Genomic DNA, 14,584 nt, shown 5'->3' on the forward strand with positions numbered 1-14,584 from the left:
CACCGCGGGCACCGCCGCCGCGGCCGGCACCTCCGCCGCGCCCCGGGCGGCCGCGGCCTGCACCGTGGCGTACACCGCCGCCGGCCAGTGGGACAACGGCTTCCAGGGCAACGTCACGATCACCAACAACGGAGCCGCGCTCGACCGCTGGAGCCTCACCTTCGACTTCTCCGCCGGACAGAAGGTGACCCAGGGGTGGAACGCCACCTGGTCGCAGTCCGGGACGACGGTGACCGCGGTCAACGCCTCCTGGAACGGCAAGATCGCGACGGGCAGCAGCGTCAGCGCCGGGTTCACCGCCTCCTGGTCCGGGTCCAACTCGGCGCCCTCATCGTTCAAGCTCAACGGCGTGGCGTGCGGCGGCGGCTCCGGCCCGACGGACCCGACGGACCCGACCGACCCCACCGATCCCCCGCCGGGCCAGGGCGGCACCCCGCCGAAGCTGCGCGTCTCGGGCAACGCGTTCGTGGACGAGGACGGGGCCACCCGGCGGCTGCTGGGCGTCAACCGCTCGGGGGGCGAGTTCATGTGCGTCCAGGGGCGCGGCATCTTCGACGGACCGGTGGACGACGCGTCCGTCAAGGCCATCGCCGGATGGAAGGCGAACGCGGTCCGCGTCCCCCTGAACGAGGAGTGCTGGCTCGGTCTTTCGCACATCAACTCCGCCTACCGCGGCGCCACCTACATCAACGCGGTCAAGGAGTTCGTGGCCCGGCTGGAGGCCAACGGCCTCACCCCGATCCTCGAACTCCACTGGAGCCACGGAAAGTACACCGGCGGCGACAACCACTGCCCGGACACCGAGTACGCCACCTGCCAGAAGCCGATGCCGAACGCCCAGTACACCCCGGCGTTCTGGTCGTCGGTCGCGCAGACCTTCAAGGGCGACCAGGCCGTGGTCTTCGACCTGTTCAACGAGCCGTTCCCGGACCGCGCCACCACTGACCTGGCGGCGGCGTGGAAGTGCTGGCGGGACGGCGGCAGCTGCCCCGGCATCGACTACCCGGTGGCCGGGATGCAGAGCCTGGTGACCGCGATACGGGCCACCGGCGCCCAGAACGTGATCCTGCTCGGCGGTCTCGCCTACTCCAACGACATGCGCCAGTGGCTGACGTACAAGCCGAGCGATCCGGCGGGCAACCTCGCCGCCGCCTGGCACACGTACAACTTCAACACCTGCTCCAGCGAGAGCTGCTTCAACGAACAGCTGGCCCCGGTGATCGCCCAAGTGCCGTTCGTGGCGGGCGAGATCGGCGAGAACACCTGCTCGCACGGCTACATCGACCGCGTCATGGCCTGGCTGGACGCCAAGCGCGCCTCGTACCTCGGCTGGACCTGGAACACCTGGGACTGCTCCTCCGGCCCCTCCCTCATCAGCGATTTCAACGGCACACCGACCGCCTTCGGCATCGGACTCCGCGATCACCTGAAAGGACTGTCATGAGCCGCATCACCTCACCTCCCCCACCCTCCCGCAAGCCAGGCACCCGCACCCGCGCGGCCGCGCTGGCGGGCGGCGCGCTGCTGGCCGCCACCGCCCTGACCGTCGGCTCGCTCGCGGGCACCGCCTCGGCGCAGGCCGACGGGGCCGCCAAGGCCGCCGCGAAGGTCGACAACCCGTACGCGGGCGCCAAGGCGTACGTGAACCCCGAGTGGTCCGCCAAGGCCGCCGCCGAACCCGGCGGCTCCAAGGTCTCCAATCAGCCCACCGGCATCTGGCTGGACCGGATCGCCGCGATCAACGGAGCGGGCGGCAAGATGGGGCTGCGCGCCCACCTGGACCGTGCCCTGTCGCAGTCGGGCGGCTCGCCGACCGTGGTCCAGCTCGTCATCTACGACCTGCCCGGCCGCGACTGCTCCGCGCTCGCATCCAACGGCGAGCTCGGCCCGACCGAGATCGACAAGTACAAGACGCAGTTCATCGACCCGATCGCGTCGATCCTGGGTGAGTCGAAGTACGCCAACTCCAACCTGCGGATCGTCACCACGGTCGAGATCGACTCCCTGCCCAACCTGGTCACCAACACCGGTGGCAGCGCGACGGCCACGCCGCAGTGCGACACCATGAAGGCCAACGGCAACTATGTGAAGGGCGTCGGCTACGCGCTCAACAAGCTGGGCGCCATCGGCAACGTCTACAACTACGTGGACGCCGGCCACCACGGCTGGATCGGCTGGGACAGCAACTTCAACCCCACCGCCCAGATCATCAAGCAGGCCGCGACCGCCGAGGGCAGCACGGTCGACAAGGTGAGCGGCATCATCGTCAACACCGCCAACTACAGCGCCCTGAAGGAAAACAACTTCACCATCAACGACAACGTCAACGGGACGACGGTCCGCCAGTCCAAGTGGGTGGACTGGAACCGCTACGTCGACGAGCTGTCCTTCGCCCAGGGCTTCCGCCAGGAGCTGGTGAACGTCGGCTTCCCGTCGAACATCGGCGCGCTCATCGACACCTCCCGCAACGGCTGGGGCGGCGCCGCCCGCCCGTCCGGCCCGGGCGCCACGACCAGCGTCGACACGTACGTCAACGGCGGCCGCTACGACCGCCGCATCCACATCGGCAACTGGTGCAACCAGTCCGGAGCCGGGCTCGGTGAGCGGCCCAAGGCAGCTCCCGCGGCCGGGATCGACGCGTACGTGTGGATGAAGCCCCCGGGCGAGTCCGACGGCGCCAGCTCCCAGATCCCGAACGACGAGGGCAAGGGCTTCGACCGGATGTGCGACCCGACGTACACGGGCAACGCGCGCAACGGCTACAACATGTCCGGCGCGCTCGCGAACGCGCCGCTGTCGGGCCACTGGTTCTCGGCCCAGTTCCAGCAGCTGCTGAAGAACGCCTACCCGGCGCTGTAACAGGCCGTCCCCCGGCGGGGCCGGTGGACCGCACCCAGCGGTCCACCGGCCTTTTCGATGTTCACGACGACTCGCGCCGCACCAGCTGGGTCGGGAGCACCACCTGGGGGCGCTTGGCGGGGCGTTCCGAGGGGCCTTCGATCTCCTCCAGCAGCACCCGCACCATCGCCCGACCCATCTCCTCGGTCGCCTGCCGGACACTGGTGAGCGGCGGGTCCATGTGGCGTGCGACGGCGGAGTCCTCGAAGCCGACCATGGCGACGTCCTCCGGGACCCGCCGTCCGGACTCGCGCAGCACCTGGCGGGCGCCCGCCGCCATCACGTCCGAGGCCGCGAAGACCGCGTCGAGGCGGGGGCGTTGCTCCAGCAGCTGCCGCATCGCGCGGCGGCCGCCCTCCTCGGTGAAGTCGGCGGACGCCACCAGCTCCGGTTCCGGCTCCCGGCCCGCCGCCCGGACCGCGGCGCGGTAGCCGTCCAGGCGGCACTGGGCGACGTACATGTCCAGCGGTCCGGTGATGGTGGCGACGGTGGTGCGGCCGCGCCCGATGAGGTGCTCCACGGCGGACTGCGCGCCGCCGGTGTTGTCCGAGTCGACGTACGGCACCGACTCGTGCGCCGAGCGGCGTCCGCTGAGCACCGCGGGCATCTCCAGTCGCTCCAGCAGGTCCGGAAGCGGGTCGTCCGCGTGGACGGACACCAGCAGCACGCCGTCGACCCGGTGCGCGGAGAGGTACTCGGCGAAGCGCTGCCGCTCCTTGGGAGTGCGGATGAGGGTCAGCAGCAGCTGGAGATCGGTGTCGGCCAGCTCGGCGCCCACGCCGCGGATGATGTCCGAGAAGTACGGCTCGGCGAAGAGCCGGGTCTCGGGCTCGGGTATGACGAGCGCGACCGCGTCGGCCCGGTTGGCGGCCAGCGCGCGGGCCACCCGGTTGGGCACGTAGCCGAGTTCGGCGACGGCCTGCTCGACGGCCGTACGGGTGCGGTCGCTGACCCTCGGCGAGCCGTTGATCACCCGGGAAACGGTGCCGCGGCCGACGCCGGCGCGGGCCGCGACCTCCTCGAGGGTCGGCCTGCCGCGCCCCGCACCATGCCGCCGGGTTCCTGCCATCTCGCGCCTCCAGCCTCCGTACCCAGCAGATCCACCCCATCCGGGCGGCTGCGGTGGACATTCAACAGCAGTGTGGTTTCCGGAAGTTGTTCCGCTCTGTCCCTTGACACCCCAGCGGGGACCCGCAACCCTTCAACACATCAACCTGGGAGCGCTCCCACAGTACCTGAGTCATACACAACCCGCACACTGCCCGCCCGTGCCGATGCATCTCAAAGTCCCACGGATTCCCCCTTTTTGGCCGGGAGCGGTACGTCAGGGCGCTAGGAGGACGGAATGCGCAGGACCACTGGTACGTACCGCAGCAGAGCGGTGGCCCTCGCGGCCATCGCCGCGTTAGGGGCCGGACTGCTCAGCGGCTGCGCCGACGACGGCGACAGCGACAGCAACAAGTCCGGCAACGGCGGCGGGGGCGGCAGCGGCAAGACGAAGATCATCATGGGCCTCTTCGGCACCATGGGCTTCAAGGAGGCCGGGCTCTACGACGAGTACATGAAGCTCCACCCGGACATCAAGATCGAGCAGACGGTCATCGAGCGCAACGAGAACTACTACCCGCAGCTGCTCAACCACCTGAGCACGGGCAGCGGTCTCGCCGACGTCCAGGGCATCGAAGTCGCCAACATCGCCGAGGTCGTCCAGACCCAGGCGGACAAGTTCGTTGATCTTTCGAAGACAGAAGGCGTCAAGAAAGACAACTGGCTTGACTGGAAATGGCAGCAGGGCATCACGAAGGACGGCAAGGCGGTCGGTCTCGCCACCGACATCGGCCCGATGGCCATCTGCTACCGCAAGGACCTGTTCCAGAAGGCCGGGCTGCCCACCGACCGTGAGAAGGTCGCCCAGCTCTGGGCCGGGGACTGGAACAAGTACCTGGACGCGGGCAAGGAGTACATGAAGAAGGCCCCCAAGGGCACGGCCTTCGTCGACTCGGCGGGCGGCGTCTTCAACGCAGTGGTCGCGGGCAACGCGGAGCGCTACTACGACAAGAGCGGCAAGATCATCTACAAGGACAGCCCGGCCGTGAAGGACGCCTGGAAGATCGCGACCGAGGCGGCCACCGGGAAGGTGACCGCCAAGCTCCAGCAGTTCCAGAAGACCTGGGACCAGGGCTTCGCCAACGGGCAGTTCGCCACCGTGTCCTGCCCGCCGTGGATGCTCGGCTACATCCAGGAGAAGGCCGGGGCCAAGTCGAAGGACCAGTGGGACGTCGCCGCCGCGCCCAAGCCCGGCAACTGGGGCGGCACCTTCCTCGGCGTGCCGCAGGCGGGCAAGAACAAGGAAGAGGCGGCCAAGCTCGTCGCCTGGCTGACCGCACCCGAACAGCAGGCCAAGCTGTTCAAGGAGCGCGGCAGCTGGCCGAGCGCCCAGGCGTCGTACTCGCTGCCCGATGTGAAGGACGCCAAGCACCCCTACTTCGCGAACGCGCCCATCGGCTCCATCTTCACCGAGGCCGCCAAGGGCATCCCGGTCCAGACCCTGGGCGCGAAGGACCAGATCATCAACCAGAACCTCGTGGACATCGGCATCCTCCAGGTCGACCAGCAGGGCAAGTCCCCTGAGGCGGGCTGGAAGGCCGCGACCAAGACGATCGACAACGCGCTGGACCAGTGACCGGGATGTCCACCTCCTCCGGTACTGCCGCGCCCCCCGCAGGGCAGGGGGGCGCGGCCCCGCGCCGCGCCGCCCCGGTGGCGCCCCTCGATCCCCGGGAGCAGCGGCGGCGCACCTGGCGCTCCCGCCGCCACCACTGGGACGTGAAGTGGAGCCCGTACGCCTTCATCGCCCCGTTCTTCGTCTTCTTCGCCGCCTTCGGGCTCTTCCCGCTGCTGTACACGGGCTGGTCCGCGCTGCACCGCGTGGAGCTGACCGACCCCACCCACATGGAGTGGGTCGGGATGCGGAACTTCTCCCGGCTGTGGGAGGACGAGTTCTTCTGGAACGCGCTCCAGAACACGTTCACCATCGGGCTGATCTCCACCGTGCCGCAGCTGCTGATGGCCCTCGGGCTGGCGCACCTGCTCAATTACAAGCTGCGCGGCTCGATGTTCTTCCGGGTCGCGATCCTCACCCCGTACGCCACCTCGGTGGCCGCCGCGACGCTGGTGTTCGTGCTGCTCTTCGGGCGCGACTACGGAATGATCAACTGGGCGCTCGGCTCGGTCGGCATCGACAGGATCGACTGGCAGAACGGCACCTGGACCTCCCAGCTCGCCGTCTCCACGATCGTCATCTGGCGCTGGACCGGCTACAACGCGCTGATCTACCTGGCCGCCATGCAGGCCGTGCCGCACGATCTGTACGAGTCGGCGTCGCTCGACGGGGCCTCCCGCTGGCAGCAGTTCATCCATGTCACGATCCCCTCGCTGCGCCCCACCATCCTGTTCACCGTCGTGGTGTCCACGATCGGGGCGACCCAGCTCTTCGGCGAACCGCTGCTGTTCAACGGCAGCGCGGGCGCGACCGGCGGGGGCGACCACCAGTTCCAGACGCTGGGCCTGTACCTGTACGAGCAGGGCTGGGTGAACCTCCATCTCGGCCGGGCCTCGGCCATCGCCTGGACCATGTTCCTGATCCTGCTGCTGATCGCCGCGGCCAACTGGCTGTTCCAGCGACGGCTGCGGAAGAGCCAGTGAGGGAGACGAGGGACCACCATGACCGCCACCGTGTCTTCCCGGCCGGCGTCCGCACCGCCCGCACCGCCCCCGACCGGGCGGAAGGGCCGTAACCGCGCCGGCAGGCAGCTGCACGGCGGGAAGATCACCTATGCCGTGCTGATCCTGTTCACCATCGGCTCGCTCTTCCCGCTGGTGTGGACCGCCATCGCCGCCTCCCGCACCAATACCCGGCTCGCCGAGACCCCGCCGCCGTTCTGGTTCGGCGGGAACCTGTTCCACAACCTCGACGTGGCGTGGAACGACGCCAACATGGGCGAGGCGCTGCTGAACACGACCGTGGTGGCCGGGACCATCTCGGTCGGAACCGTGCTGTTCTCCACCATCGCCGGGTTCGCCTTCGCCAAGCTGCGCTTCCGCTTCAAGAACCTGCTGCTGATGCTCACCATCGGGACGATGATGGTGCCGCCCCAGCTCAGCGTGGTGCCGCTGTACATGATGGTCGCCAAGCTGGAGTGGACCGACCAGCTCCAGGCCGTCATCCTGCCGACGCTGGTGACCGCCTTCGGGGTGTTCTTCATGCGGCAGTACCTCAGCCAGGCGCTGCCGACGGAGCTGATCGAGGCGGCCCGGGTGGACGGCGCCAGCAGCCTGCGTGTCATCTGGCACGTGGTCTTCCCGGCGGCCCGCCCGGCCATGGCCGTGCTGGGGATGCTCACCTTCGTCCAGGCGTGGAACGACTTCTTCTGGCCGATCATCGCGCTCACCCAGACCGGCAACCCCACGGTCCAGGTCGCGCTGAACGGACTGGGCCGCGGCTATGTCCCCGACCAGTCGGTGATCATGGCGGGGGCGCTGCTCGGCACCCTGCCGCTGCTGATCGCGTTCGTGCTCTTCGGCAAGCAGATCGTGGGAGGCATCATGCAGGGCGCGGTCAAGGGCTGAGCCGCCCACCCGCGCCGTCCGCACGGCCCGCGCCGCCCTCGCCTCCCTCTCCCCCGTCCCTCCCCACACCCTGACCTCGAATGGGAGCGCTTCCATGACCCTTTCCTTCCCGCCCGGATTCCTGTGGGGCGCGGCCGCCGCGGCCTATCAGATCGAGGGCGCCGCGCAGGAGGACGGCCGCACCCCGTCCATCTGGGACACCTTCAGCCACACCCCCGGCAAGGTGCTCGGCGGCGACACCGGCGATGTCGCGGTCGACCACTACCACCGCTTCCGCGAGGACATCCGGCTCATGGCCGACCTCAACCTGGCGGCCTACCGCTTCTCCGTCTCCTGGTCACGCGTCCAGCCCACCGGCCGCGGGCCCGCCGTGCAGCGCGGCCTGGACTTCTACCGCGGCCTGGTGGACGAGCTGCTGTCCGCCGGGATCCAGCCGGTGCTGACCCTCTACCACTGGGACCTCCCCCAAGAGCTGGAGAACACCGGCGGCTGGCCGGAACGCGAGACGGCCGAGCGGTTCGCCGAGTACGCCGGGATCGTCGCGGAGGCGCTGGGCGACCGCGTCGAGTACTGGACCACCCTCAACGAGCCGTGGTGCAGCGCCTTCCTCGGCTACGGCTCCGGGGTGCACGCCCCGGGCCGCACCGAGCGGCTCGCCCCGCTGCGCGCCGCCCACCACCTCAACCTGGCCCATGGCCTCGGCGCGCAGGCGCTGCGGGCCGCCCTCCCGGCCCGCGCCCAGATCGCCATCAGCCTCAACCCGGCCGTGGTCCGCCCGCTCACCCAGGACCCCGCGGACCTGGACGCTCAGCGCCGTATCGACGCGCTGGCCAACCGGGTGTTCAGCGGGCCGCTGCTGCGCGGCGCGTATCCGAGCGACCTCATCGAGGACACGGCGGCTATCACCGACTGGTCCTTCGTCCGCGATGGCGACCTGGCCGTCATCAAGCACCCCCTCGACGCGCTCGGCATCAACTACTACACGCCCTCATTGGTATCAGCCGCCACCGACAACGGGGACCGGCCCGCCCGCCACGACGGCCACGGCGCCAGCGCCCACTCCCCCTGGCCGGGCTCCGAGCGGGTCGCGTTCCACCAGACGCCGGGCGACCGCACCGAGATGGGCTGGACCGTCGACCCGACCGGACTGCACGAGCTGCTGATGCGCTACACCCGTGAGGCGCCGGGCGTGCCGCTCTACATCACCGAGAACGGCGCCGCGTACGACGACAAGCCGGACGCGGACGGCAAGGTCCACGACCCGGAGCGGATCGAGTACCTGCGCGCCCACCTGGCCACCGCCCACCGGGCCATCGCGGACGGCGCCGATCTGCGCGGCTACTTCCTGTGGTCGCTGATGGACAACTTCGAATGGGCGTACGGGTACAGCAAGCGCTTCGGCGCGGTCTACGTCGACTACCCCACCCAGGCCCGCGTCCCCAAGTCCAGCGCCCGCTGGTACGCGGAGGTCGCCCGCACCGGAGAGCTGCCGGAGGCGTAGCCGCTCCGGGCACGAAATAGACCGCGGCTCCGCCCAGCCTGGGGGGTGGGCGGAGCCGCTCCCTCCCCCGAATGGATTACGGCGTGGGCCACACGCCCGGCCGACAGGGCGGACGGTGGAATGTGCTGGTAAATGCATGAGATATGAGCAAACCAAAGGGCGAGGCACTTGCCGGGTGGTTCGACGGGCGGGTCGGCCTCTTCAAGATGGGCAAGGCCAATCTGCGGAAGGTCTTCCCCGACCACTGGTCCTTCCTGATCGGTGAGATCGCCCTGTACACGTTCGTCATCATCATTCTGACGGGCGTCTATCTCACCTTGTTCTTCGAGCCCGCGATGAACGAGGTGGTCTACCACGGCCGCTACGAGCCGCTCAACGGCATCCGCATGTCCCAGGCGTTCGAGACCACGATGGACATCAGCTTCGACGTGCGCGGCGGCCTGCTCATGCGGCAGATCCACCACTGGGCGGCCGTGCTCTTCATCGCGAGCATGATCGCCCATATGATGCGCACGTTCTTCAACGGCGTCTTCCGCAAGCCGCGCGAAATCAACTGGCTCTCCGGCGCCGGACTGCTGATTCTCGGCATGTTCGACGGCTTCATGGGCTACTCGCTCCCCGATGACCTGCTTTCCGGCACCGGGCTGCGCTTCATGGAGGGCGCGATGCTGTCGGTTCCGATCGTCGGCACGTATCTGTCGTTCTTCTTCTTCGGCGGGGAGTTCCCCGGGACGATCGTCATCTCCCGGCTCTTCACCCTCCACGTCCTGCTCATCCCCGGTATCATGCTCGGCCTGCTGGCCCTCCATATGATTCTGCTCGTCTATCACAAGCACACCCATGAGCCCGGGCCCGGCAAGAAGAACATGAATATCGTGGGTCCCCCGCTGTGGCCGGTCTATGTCGCCAAATCCGGCGGGTTCTTCTTCCTCGTCTTCGGCGTCACCACCCTGATGGCGGGCATCGCCCAGATCAATCCGATCTGGATGTACGGCCCCTACCGGCCCGACCAGGTGTCCACCGACGCCCAGCCCGACTGGTACATGGGCTACTCCGAGGGGCTGATCCGGCTGATGCCGGGCTGGGAGATCAACCTCTGGGGCCACACCCTGGTCCTCGGCGTCTTCATCCCCCTGGTGGTCTTCCCGATGGTGCTGCTCGCCATCTGGCTCTATCCGTTCCTCGAAGCGTGGATCACCGGCGACAAGCGCGAACACCACCTCAACCAGCGCCCGCGCAACGCCCCCACCCGCACCGCCTTCGGCGCCGCCTGGATCGCCCTGTACACGGTCCTGCTGATCGGCGGCGGCAACGACCTGTTCGCGACCCACTTCCATCTGTCGATCAACGCGATCACCTGGGCCGGCCGGATCGGCTTCTTCGCGGTGCCGCTCGTGGTGTTCGCCATCACCCGACGGGTCTGTCTCGGATTGCAGCGGCGCGACCGGGACAAGGTGCTGCACGGCCGCGAGACCGGCGTCATCCAGCGGCTGCCGCACGGCGAGTACATCGAGGTGCACGAGCCGCTGTCACCGGGCGAGCGGTACACGCTGACGGCCTACGAGCAGTACGAGCCCCTGGAGCTGCCACCGTCCGTGGACGGGGCCGGGGTCGAACGGAAACTGACCCGCAAGGAGCGGCTGCGGGCGCGGCTGTCCCAGTTCTACTTCGGCGACGGCGGCCAGATCGCCAAGCCGACGGCCGAGGAGTACCGGGAGCACCAGGAGAGCCCCCACCACTAGAGCCGTCCGGCAGCGCCCTTCGGCGGGTCAGCCCCGGTAGCCGCCCAACGCCTTGGTGAACGCGAGCGCGCCCTGCTCGACCGAGCTACAGATCGCCGACGCCGTGGCCTGGGTGCCGCCCGCGCACTGTTTGTCGCGGGTCGCGGACCACATCGACAGCTTGCCCAGCCCCTTGGTCCGGGCGAACCGCACCAGCTCCGTGGCGTCGTCGACCGTGAATATCTCGTTCTTGACGTCGTTGACGCCGATCATCGGGGTGACGCCGACGGTCTTCCACGCCGCCTCGTCTCTCAACCCGAGGGCGCGCTTGAGCTGCTTCTGCGTCGCGGTGGCCGCGTCGATCGCGTACCGGCCCATGTCGCCGTCGAAGGAGCTGCCGTAGTCCATGGCCATGATGTTGACGGCCGAGACCTTCACCCCGTTCTTCCTGGCGTCGGCGACCAGTTCGGCGCCGTCGCGGGTGAGGCCGGTGGGCATCACGGGCAGGGTGAACGAGACGTCCAGACCGGGCTTCTGCTTCTGGAGCGCGGCGATGGCCTGCGCCCGGCGGGTGCTCGCCGCGGCGTTCTCCAGCGCCTTGCCCTCGATGTCGAAGTCGACCTTGGTGAGCTTGAACCGGTCCACGACCTGGCTGTACGCCGCGGTCAGCTGGTCCACCGAGGAGCAGGCCAGCGCCAGTTCGGACCCGGCCTGGCCGCCGAAGGACACCCGTATGTCGCCGCCCTCCGCACGCAGCGCCTCCGTCTGCCGGGCCACCTTGTCGGCGCCGAGCCCGGTCCTGCCACCCCACTTGGGGGTGCAGCCGCCGCCGGGGGAGACGAAGCCGAGAGTGAACTCCTTGACGCCGGTCTTCTTCGCGGTGCCCACCATGTCGTAGGGGGCGTGGAGCGAGGTGTCGATGTACGGGGCGAAGCGCGCGTTAGCGACCTCCCCCGCCCCGTTCCCCGGCTGCTTCCCCGGGGTCTTCTCCGGTTCCGTACCCGGCGTCGTGCCCGGTGTCGTCCCCGGTGCCGTCCCCGGCTCGGTGCCCGGTCCGGTGCCCGCGCCCGCGCCCAAGTCCGGTGCCGTTCCCGACGTGTCCCCGCCGTCGTCCGTCGCGCTGCTCAGCGCGAACGCCGCCCCGCCCGCCACGAGCACGGCGGCGGTGGCTCCCATCGCCATCGTGCTCCGGCTCATGGTGCGGCGGCGGTACCTGCGGCTCGTCACGTGTGCCTGCCCTGCATACGGAAGTGGGGGTCGTCGTACGCGCGCCACGGTAACGGCCGGAATCGGCACTCACGAAAAGATCTTCACAAGGTGCACAGTTTTCCTGTCCCGCTTGAACATCCGGGAGGCACAACTGAGGCCACGGTCAGTCGAAGACGGCCGCCGGGGGTGCCGGGGACCGAGTGGCCGTCGCGTCGGTGGCCGGGACCGCGCCACCGGTGAAGTCCGCGAGCGCGCGGCCGTTTTCGACCCGGGCGGGGTGCGGGTCCCCGGCGGCGCGGCGGGTGAGCTCGGCCACCGGCAGTTCGTGGTCGGCGGCCAGCAGGACGGCGTTGCCGAAGCGGCGGCCGCGCAGCACGGCGGGGTCGGCGGTCAGGCACACCTCGGCGAACGCGGCGCGGGCGGTGGCGATCTGGGCGCGCAGATGGGCCAGCGGCGGGCCGTCGGCGACGTTCGCCGCGTACAGCCCGCCGGGGCGCAGCACCCGGCGGACCTCGGCCAGGAACTCCAGGCTGGTCAGGTGCGCGGGGGTGCGGGCCCCGCTGAAGACGTCCGCGATGACCAGATCGGCCCAGCCCTCGGGCACCTTGGCGAGCCCGGCCCGGGCGTCGGTGCCCCGCACCCGTATCCGGTCGCCGGGGTCGAGCGGCAGCTCGCGCCGTACGAACTGGACGAGCGCGGCGTCGATCTCGACGATCTGCTGGGTGGAGCGGGGCCGGGTCGCCGCGATGTAGCGGGCCAGGGTGAAGGCGCCGCCGCCCAGATGGACGGCGTGCAGCGGGCGCCCCGGCGGGGCGGCGAGATCGGCGGCGTGGCCGAGCCGCCGCTGATACTCGAAGTCGAGGTGGGCGGGGTCGTCCAGGTCCACGTGGGACTGCGGTTTGCCGTCCAGCAGCAGCGTCCAGCCGCGCGGGCGGTCGCGATCCGGCACCAGCTCGGCGAGGCCCCCGTCGACGGGTGCGGTGATCGGCTCGGGGGTGCGCCCCCGGCCCGCCGCGCGCCCGCGCGCCGCCGCTCGCTTCTTCGTGCCTTTCGCCATGTGCCCCAGTATGAGCCGGGCCACCGACAGCCGGGCCGCCGGTCCGCCGACCAGGGGCTGCTCCGGCCCGGGGCTACTGGCAGCGGTCGACGGCCTCGATCGTGCGGGCCGCCTCACCGAGCGCGGCGCGCAGCTCCGCGGGGTCGGTGGCGCCGCTGTACGCGGCATCCGGCGGCACCAGCCAGTGGGTGGCGCCCTGACCCGGGGCGCCGCCGTCGCTTATGCGCATGCCGCGCCCGGCCGTCTGGGTGCAGTCGCTGCCCGGCATGTCCCAGCCGTCCGCGGTGCCGGGTGGCACCAGGAAGCCGAGGGTGTCGCAGGCGTTGTCGTGCATCACGGGGCCGAGGCCGTCGCAGCCGCGGCGCAGGATGTCCACCGCCTCCAGCCCCTGACGGGCGGGCACGGTGACCAGATCGCAGTCCTGGCGCTGGTGATGTTGGGCAGTCGTCCGCGAGCGGCTGATATCCACTCCGGCCTCCCTCTTCATCGGGTTGCACAGGGTTCAACGCTCGGCAGTGTCAACGGCTACGGCCGAATGCCGCCGTAAAGGATGGCAGTTCATGGCAGATCGCGGGCGTTTCGTCTTGATTGCCGGGAATATCCGAATGTCGAGAACGTCGTAACCGGTACGGTTCTCCCCCGCCGACACGGCAGCACCGTGCAGCACCGTAGGGAGGGTCACCATGAGGCCGCTTCCGGAATCCCCGTCATCCTCGTCGCCGCGGCCGAACACCGCGTTCCGGCTGTTACGCGGGCAGCTCTCACCGGCCGAGTTCGCGGCGTCCGTACGGCGCGCGGCCCGCGAGATCGGCGAACAGGTCTCCTGCGACGCGCGCTACATCGGCCGTGTCGAGTCGGGGGCGATCCGCTGCCCCAACTACGCCTACGAGCGCGTCTTCCGCCATATGTTCCCCGGCCGCGCCCTCACCGACCTGGGGTTCACCCCCCGTGAGGCGGTCCGGGGCCGTCCGGTCGGGCCCGCCGCCGTCCCGGCGCCCCGACCGGAACCGCTGCCCGGCCCGGAGCCGGTATCCCGGCCGGAGCCACTGCCCCGGCCGGAACCGGAGCACCGCGCCCCGGCCGACATCGACGTCTTCGAGGAGAGCGAACTGCTACGGCGCGCGTTCATGGCCGGTGGGGCGGCGGCCGCCGCCGATGCCGTGCGGACCTCCCGGCGGGCCGGGCAGGCCGAGGCGGCCGCCGTGGAGGAGGCCGTGCGCCGGATCCGGCTGCTGGACGACCGGCACGGCGCGGACAGCCTCTACGTCCACACCGCGCGCCCGCTGAGCGCCGCGTACGCACTGCTCGACGCGGGCGGCTACGGCCGGTCCGTCGTGGAGCGGCTGTACGCGGGCGCGGGCGAACTGGCCATCTCGGTGGGCTGGCTCGCCCATGACTCCGGACGGCTCACCGACGCCCGCTCGCACTACGCGGAGGCGCTGGCCACCGCGCGCGTCACGGGCGATCCCGCCCTGGAGGCCCACGCGTTCTGCAACACCGCCTTCCTCGCCCGCGACGCCGGGCGCCCGCGCGAGGCCGTGCGCGCCGCCCAGGCCGCGCAGCGGGCCG

General features: G+C 70.2%; 12 protein-coding genes. 8 read left to right on the plus strand and 4 right to left on the minus strand.

The window, feature by feature from the left end; genetic code table 11:
* Together EEJ42_RS41970 and EEJ42_RS41975 are read left to right on the plus strand one after the other, a co-directional pair.
* The coding region (locus EEJ42_RS41970) for a cellulose binding domain-containing protein (protein WP_425473051.1) at nucleotides 1-1,444 on the plus strand (1,444 nt) is incomplete at its 5' end.
* Nucleotides 1,441-2,859 carry a glycoside hydrolase family 6 protein gene (locus EEJ42_RS41975; RefSeq protein WP_123107396.1) on the plus strand — a complete coding sequence of 473 codons (1,419 nt, stop codon included), beginning with the start codon at nucleotides 1,441-1,443 and terminating at the stop codon, nucleotides 2,857-2,859. The genes EEJ42_RS41970 and EEJ42_RS41975, both read left to right, overlap by 4 nt.
* A 61-nt stretch (nucleotides 2,860-2,920) precedes the next feature.
* On the opposite strand, the gene EEJ42_RS41980 is transcribed toward EEJ42_RS41975, so the two are convergent.
* Nucleotides 2,921-3,967, minus strand: a complete 1,047-nt coding sequence (locus EEJ42_RS41980; RefSeq protein ID WP_123107397.1) for a LacI family DNA-binding transcriptional regulator — start codon at nucleotides 3,965-3,967, stop codon at nucleotides 2,921-2,923.
* Nucleotides 3,968-4,243: 276 nt separating this feature from the next.
* Here EEJ42_RS41980 and EEJ42_RS41985 point away from each other — a divergent pair, with 276 nt between their 5' ends.
* The 5 genes from EEJ42_RS41985 to qcrB all read left to right on the plus strand — a co-directional run bounded on the left by EEJ42_RS41985 (nucleotide 4,244) and on the right by qcrB (nucleotide 10,770).
* Nucleotides 4,244-5,581, plus strand: a complete 1,338-nt coding sequence (locus EEJ42_RS41985; RefSeq protein WP_123107398.1) for an ABC transporter substrate-binding protein — start codon at nucleotides 4,244-4,246, stop codon at nucleotides 5,579-5,581.
* Nucleotides 5,582-5,586: 5 nt separating this feature from the next.
* Nucleotides 5,587-6,603 (plus strand): carbohydrate ABC transporter permease, encoded by a 1,017-nt coding sequence (locus EEJ42_RS41990; protein WP_123107399.1) that lies wholly within the window; start codon nucleotides 5,587-5,589, stop codon nucleotides 6,601-6,603.
* A gap of 18 nt (nucleotides 6,604-6,621) precedes the next feature.
* Nucleotides 6,622-7,527, plus strand: a complete 906-nt coding sequence (locus tag EEJ42_RS41995) for a carbohydrate ABC transporter permease (RefSeq protein ID WP_123107400.1) — start codon at nucleotides 6,622-6,624, stop codon at nucleotides 7,525-7,527.
* Nucleotides 7,528-7,621: 94 nt separating this feature from the next.
* Nucleotides 7,622-9,028, plus strand: coding sequence for a GH1 family beta-glucosidase (locus EEJ42_RS42000; protein WP_123107401.1), 1,407 nt, complete (start codon nucleotides 7,622-7,624; stop codon nucleotides 9,026-9,028).
* Nucleotides 9,029-9,171: 143 nt separating this feature from the next.
* On the plus strand, nucleotides 9,172-10,770 hold the full coding sequence (qcrB, locus tag EEJ42_RS42005; RefSeq protein WP_123107402.1) for a cytochrome bc1 complex cytochrome b subunit: 1,599 nt from the start codon (nucleotides 9,172-9,174) through the stop codon (nucleotides 10,768-10,770).
* Nucleotides 10,771-10,797: 27 nt separating this feature from the next.
* On the opposite strand, the gene EEJ42_RS42010 is transcribed toward qcrB, so the two are convergent.
* The 3 genes from EEJ42_RS42010 to EEJ42_RS42020 form a co-directional block, all read right to left on the minus strand.
* Nucleotides 10,798-11,976: a chitinase gene (locus EEJ42_RS42010; RefSeq protein WP_123107403.1), complete on the minus strand. Its 1,179-nt coding sequence runs from the start codon at nucleotides 11,974-11,976 to the stop codon at nucleotides 10,798-10,800.
* Nucleotides 11,977-12,121: 145 nt separating this feature from the next.
* Nucleotides 12,122-13,015 carry a spermidine synthase gene (locus EEJ42_RS42015; RefSeq protein ID WP_246097711.1) on the minus strand — a complete coding sequence of 298 codons (894 nt, stop codon included), beginning with the start codon at nucleotides 13,013-13,015 and terminating at the stop codon, nucleotides 12,122-12,124.
* Nucleotides 13,016-13,088: 73 nt separating this feature from the next.
* Nucleotides 13,089-13,502, minus strand: coding sequence for a hypothetical protein (locus EEJ42_RS42020; RefSeq protein WP_425473052.1), 414 nt, complete (start codon nucleotides 13,500-13,502; stop codon nucleotides 13,089-13,091).
* A gap of 196 nt (nucleotides 13,503-13,698) precedes the next feature.
* On the opposite strand from EEJ42_RS42020, the gene EEJ42_RS42025 reads away from it, so the two are divergent.
* The coding region (locus EEJ42_RS42025; protein WP_484422026.1) for an NsdA family TPR-like regulatory protein at nucleotides 13,699-14,584 on the plus strand (886 nt) is incomplete at its 3' end.

Source organism: Streptomyces botrytidirepellens, assembly GCF_003721215.1.
Classification (GTDB): domain Bacteria; phylum Actinomycetota; class Actinomycetes; order Streptomycetales; family Streptomycetaceae; genus Streptomyces; species Streptomyces himastatinicus.

Coding starts and splice junctions, on each gene's coding strand:
- EEJ42_RS42020 (WP_425473052.1), bottom strand. CDS start 13,502: ATGAAGAGGGAGGCCGGAGTGGATATCAGCCGCTCGCGGACGACTGCC.
- EEJ42_RS41985 (WP_123107398.1), top strand. CDS start 4,244: ATGCGCAGGACCACTGGTACGTACCGCAGCAGAGCGGTGGCCCTCGCG.
- EEJ42_RS41995 (WP_123107400.1), top strand. CDS start 6,622: ATGACCGCCACCGTGTCTTCCCGGCCGGCGTCCGCACCGCCCGCACCG.
- EEJ42_RS41990 (WP_123107399.1), top strand. CDS start 5,587: ATGTCCACCTCCTCCGGTACTGCCGCGCCCCCCGCAGGGCAGGGGGGC.
- EEJ42_RS42015 (WP_246097711.1), bottom strand. CDS start 13,015: ATGGCGAAAGGCACGAAGAAGCGAGCGGCGGCGCGCGGGCGCGCGGCG.
- EEJ42_RS42000 (WP_123107401.1), top strand. CDS start 7,622: ATGACCCTTTCCTTCCCGCCCGGATTCCTGTGGGGCGCGGCCGCCGCG.
- EEJ42_RS41975 (WP_123107396.1), top strand. CDS start 1,441: ATGAGCCGCATCACCTCACCTCCCCCACCCTCCCGCAAGCCAGGCACC.
- qcrB (WP_123107402.1), top strand. CDS start 9,172: ATGAGCAAACCAAAGGGCGAGGCACTTGCCGGGTGGTTCGACGGGCGG.
- EEJ42_RS41980 (WP_123107397.1), bottom strand. CDS start 3,967: ATGGCAGGAACCCGGCGGCATGGTGCGGGGCGCGGCAGGCCGACCCTC.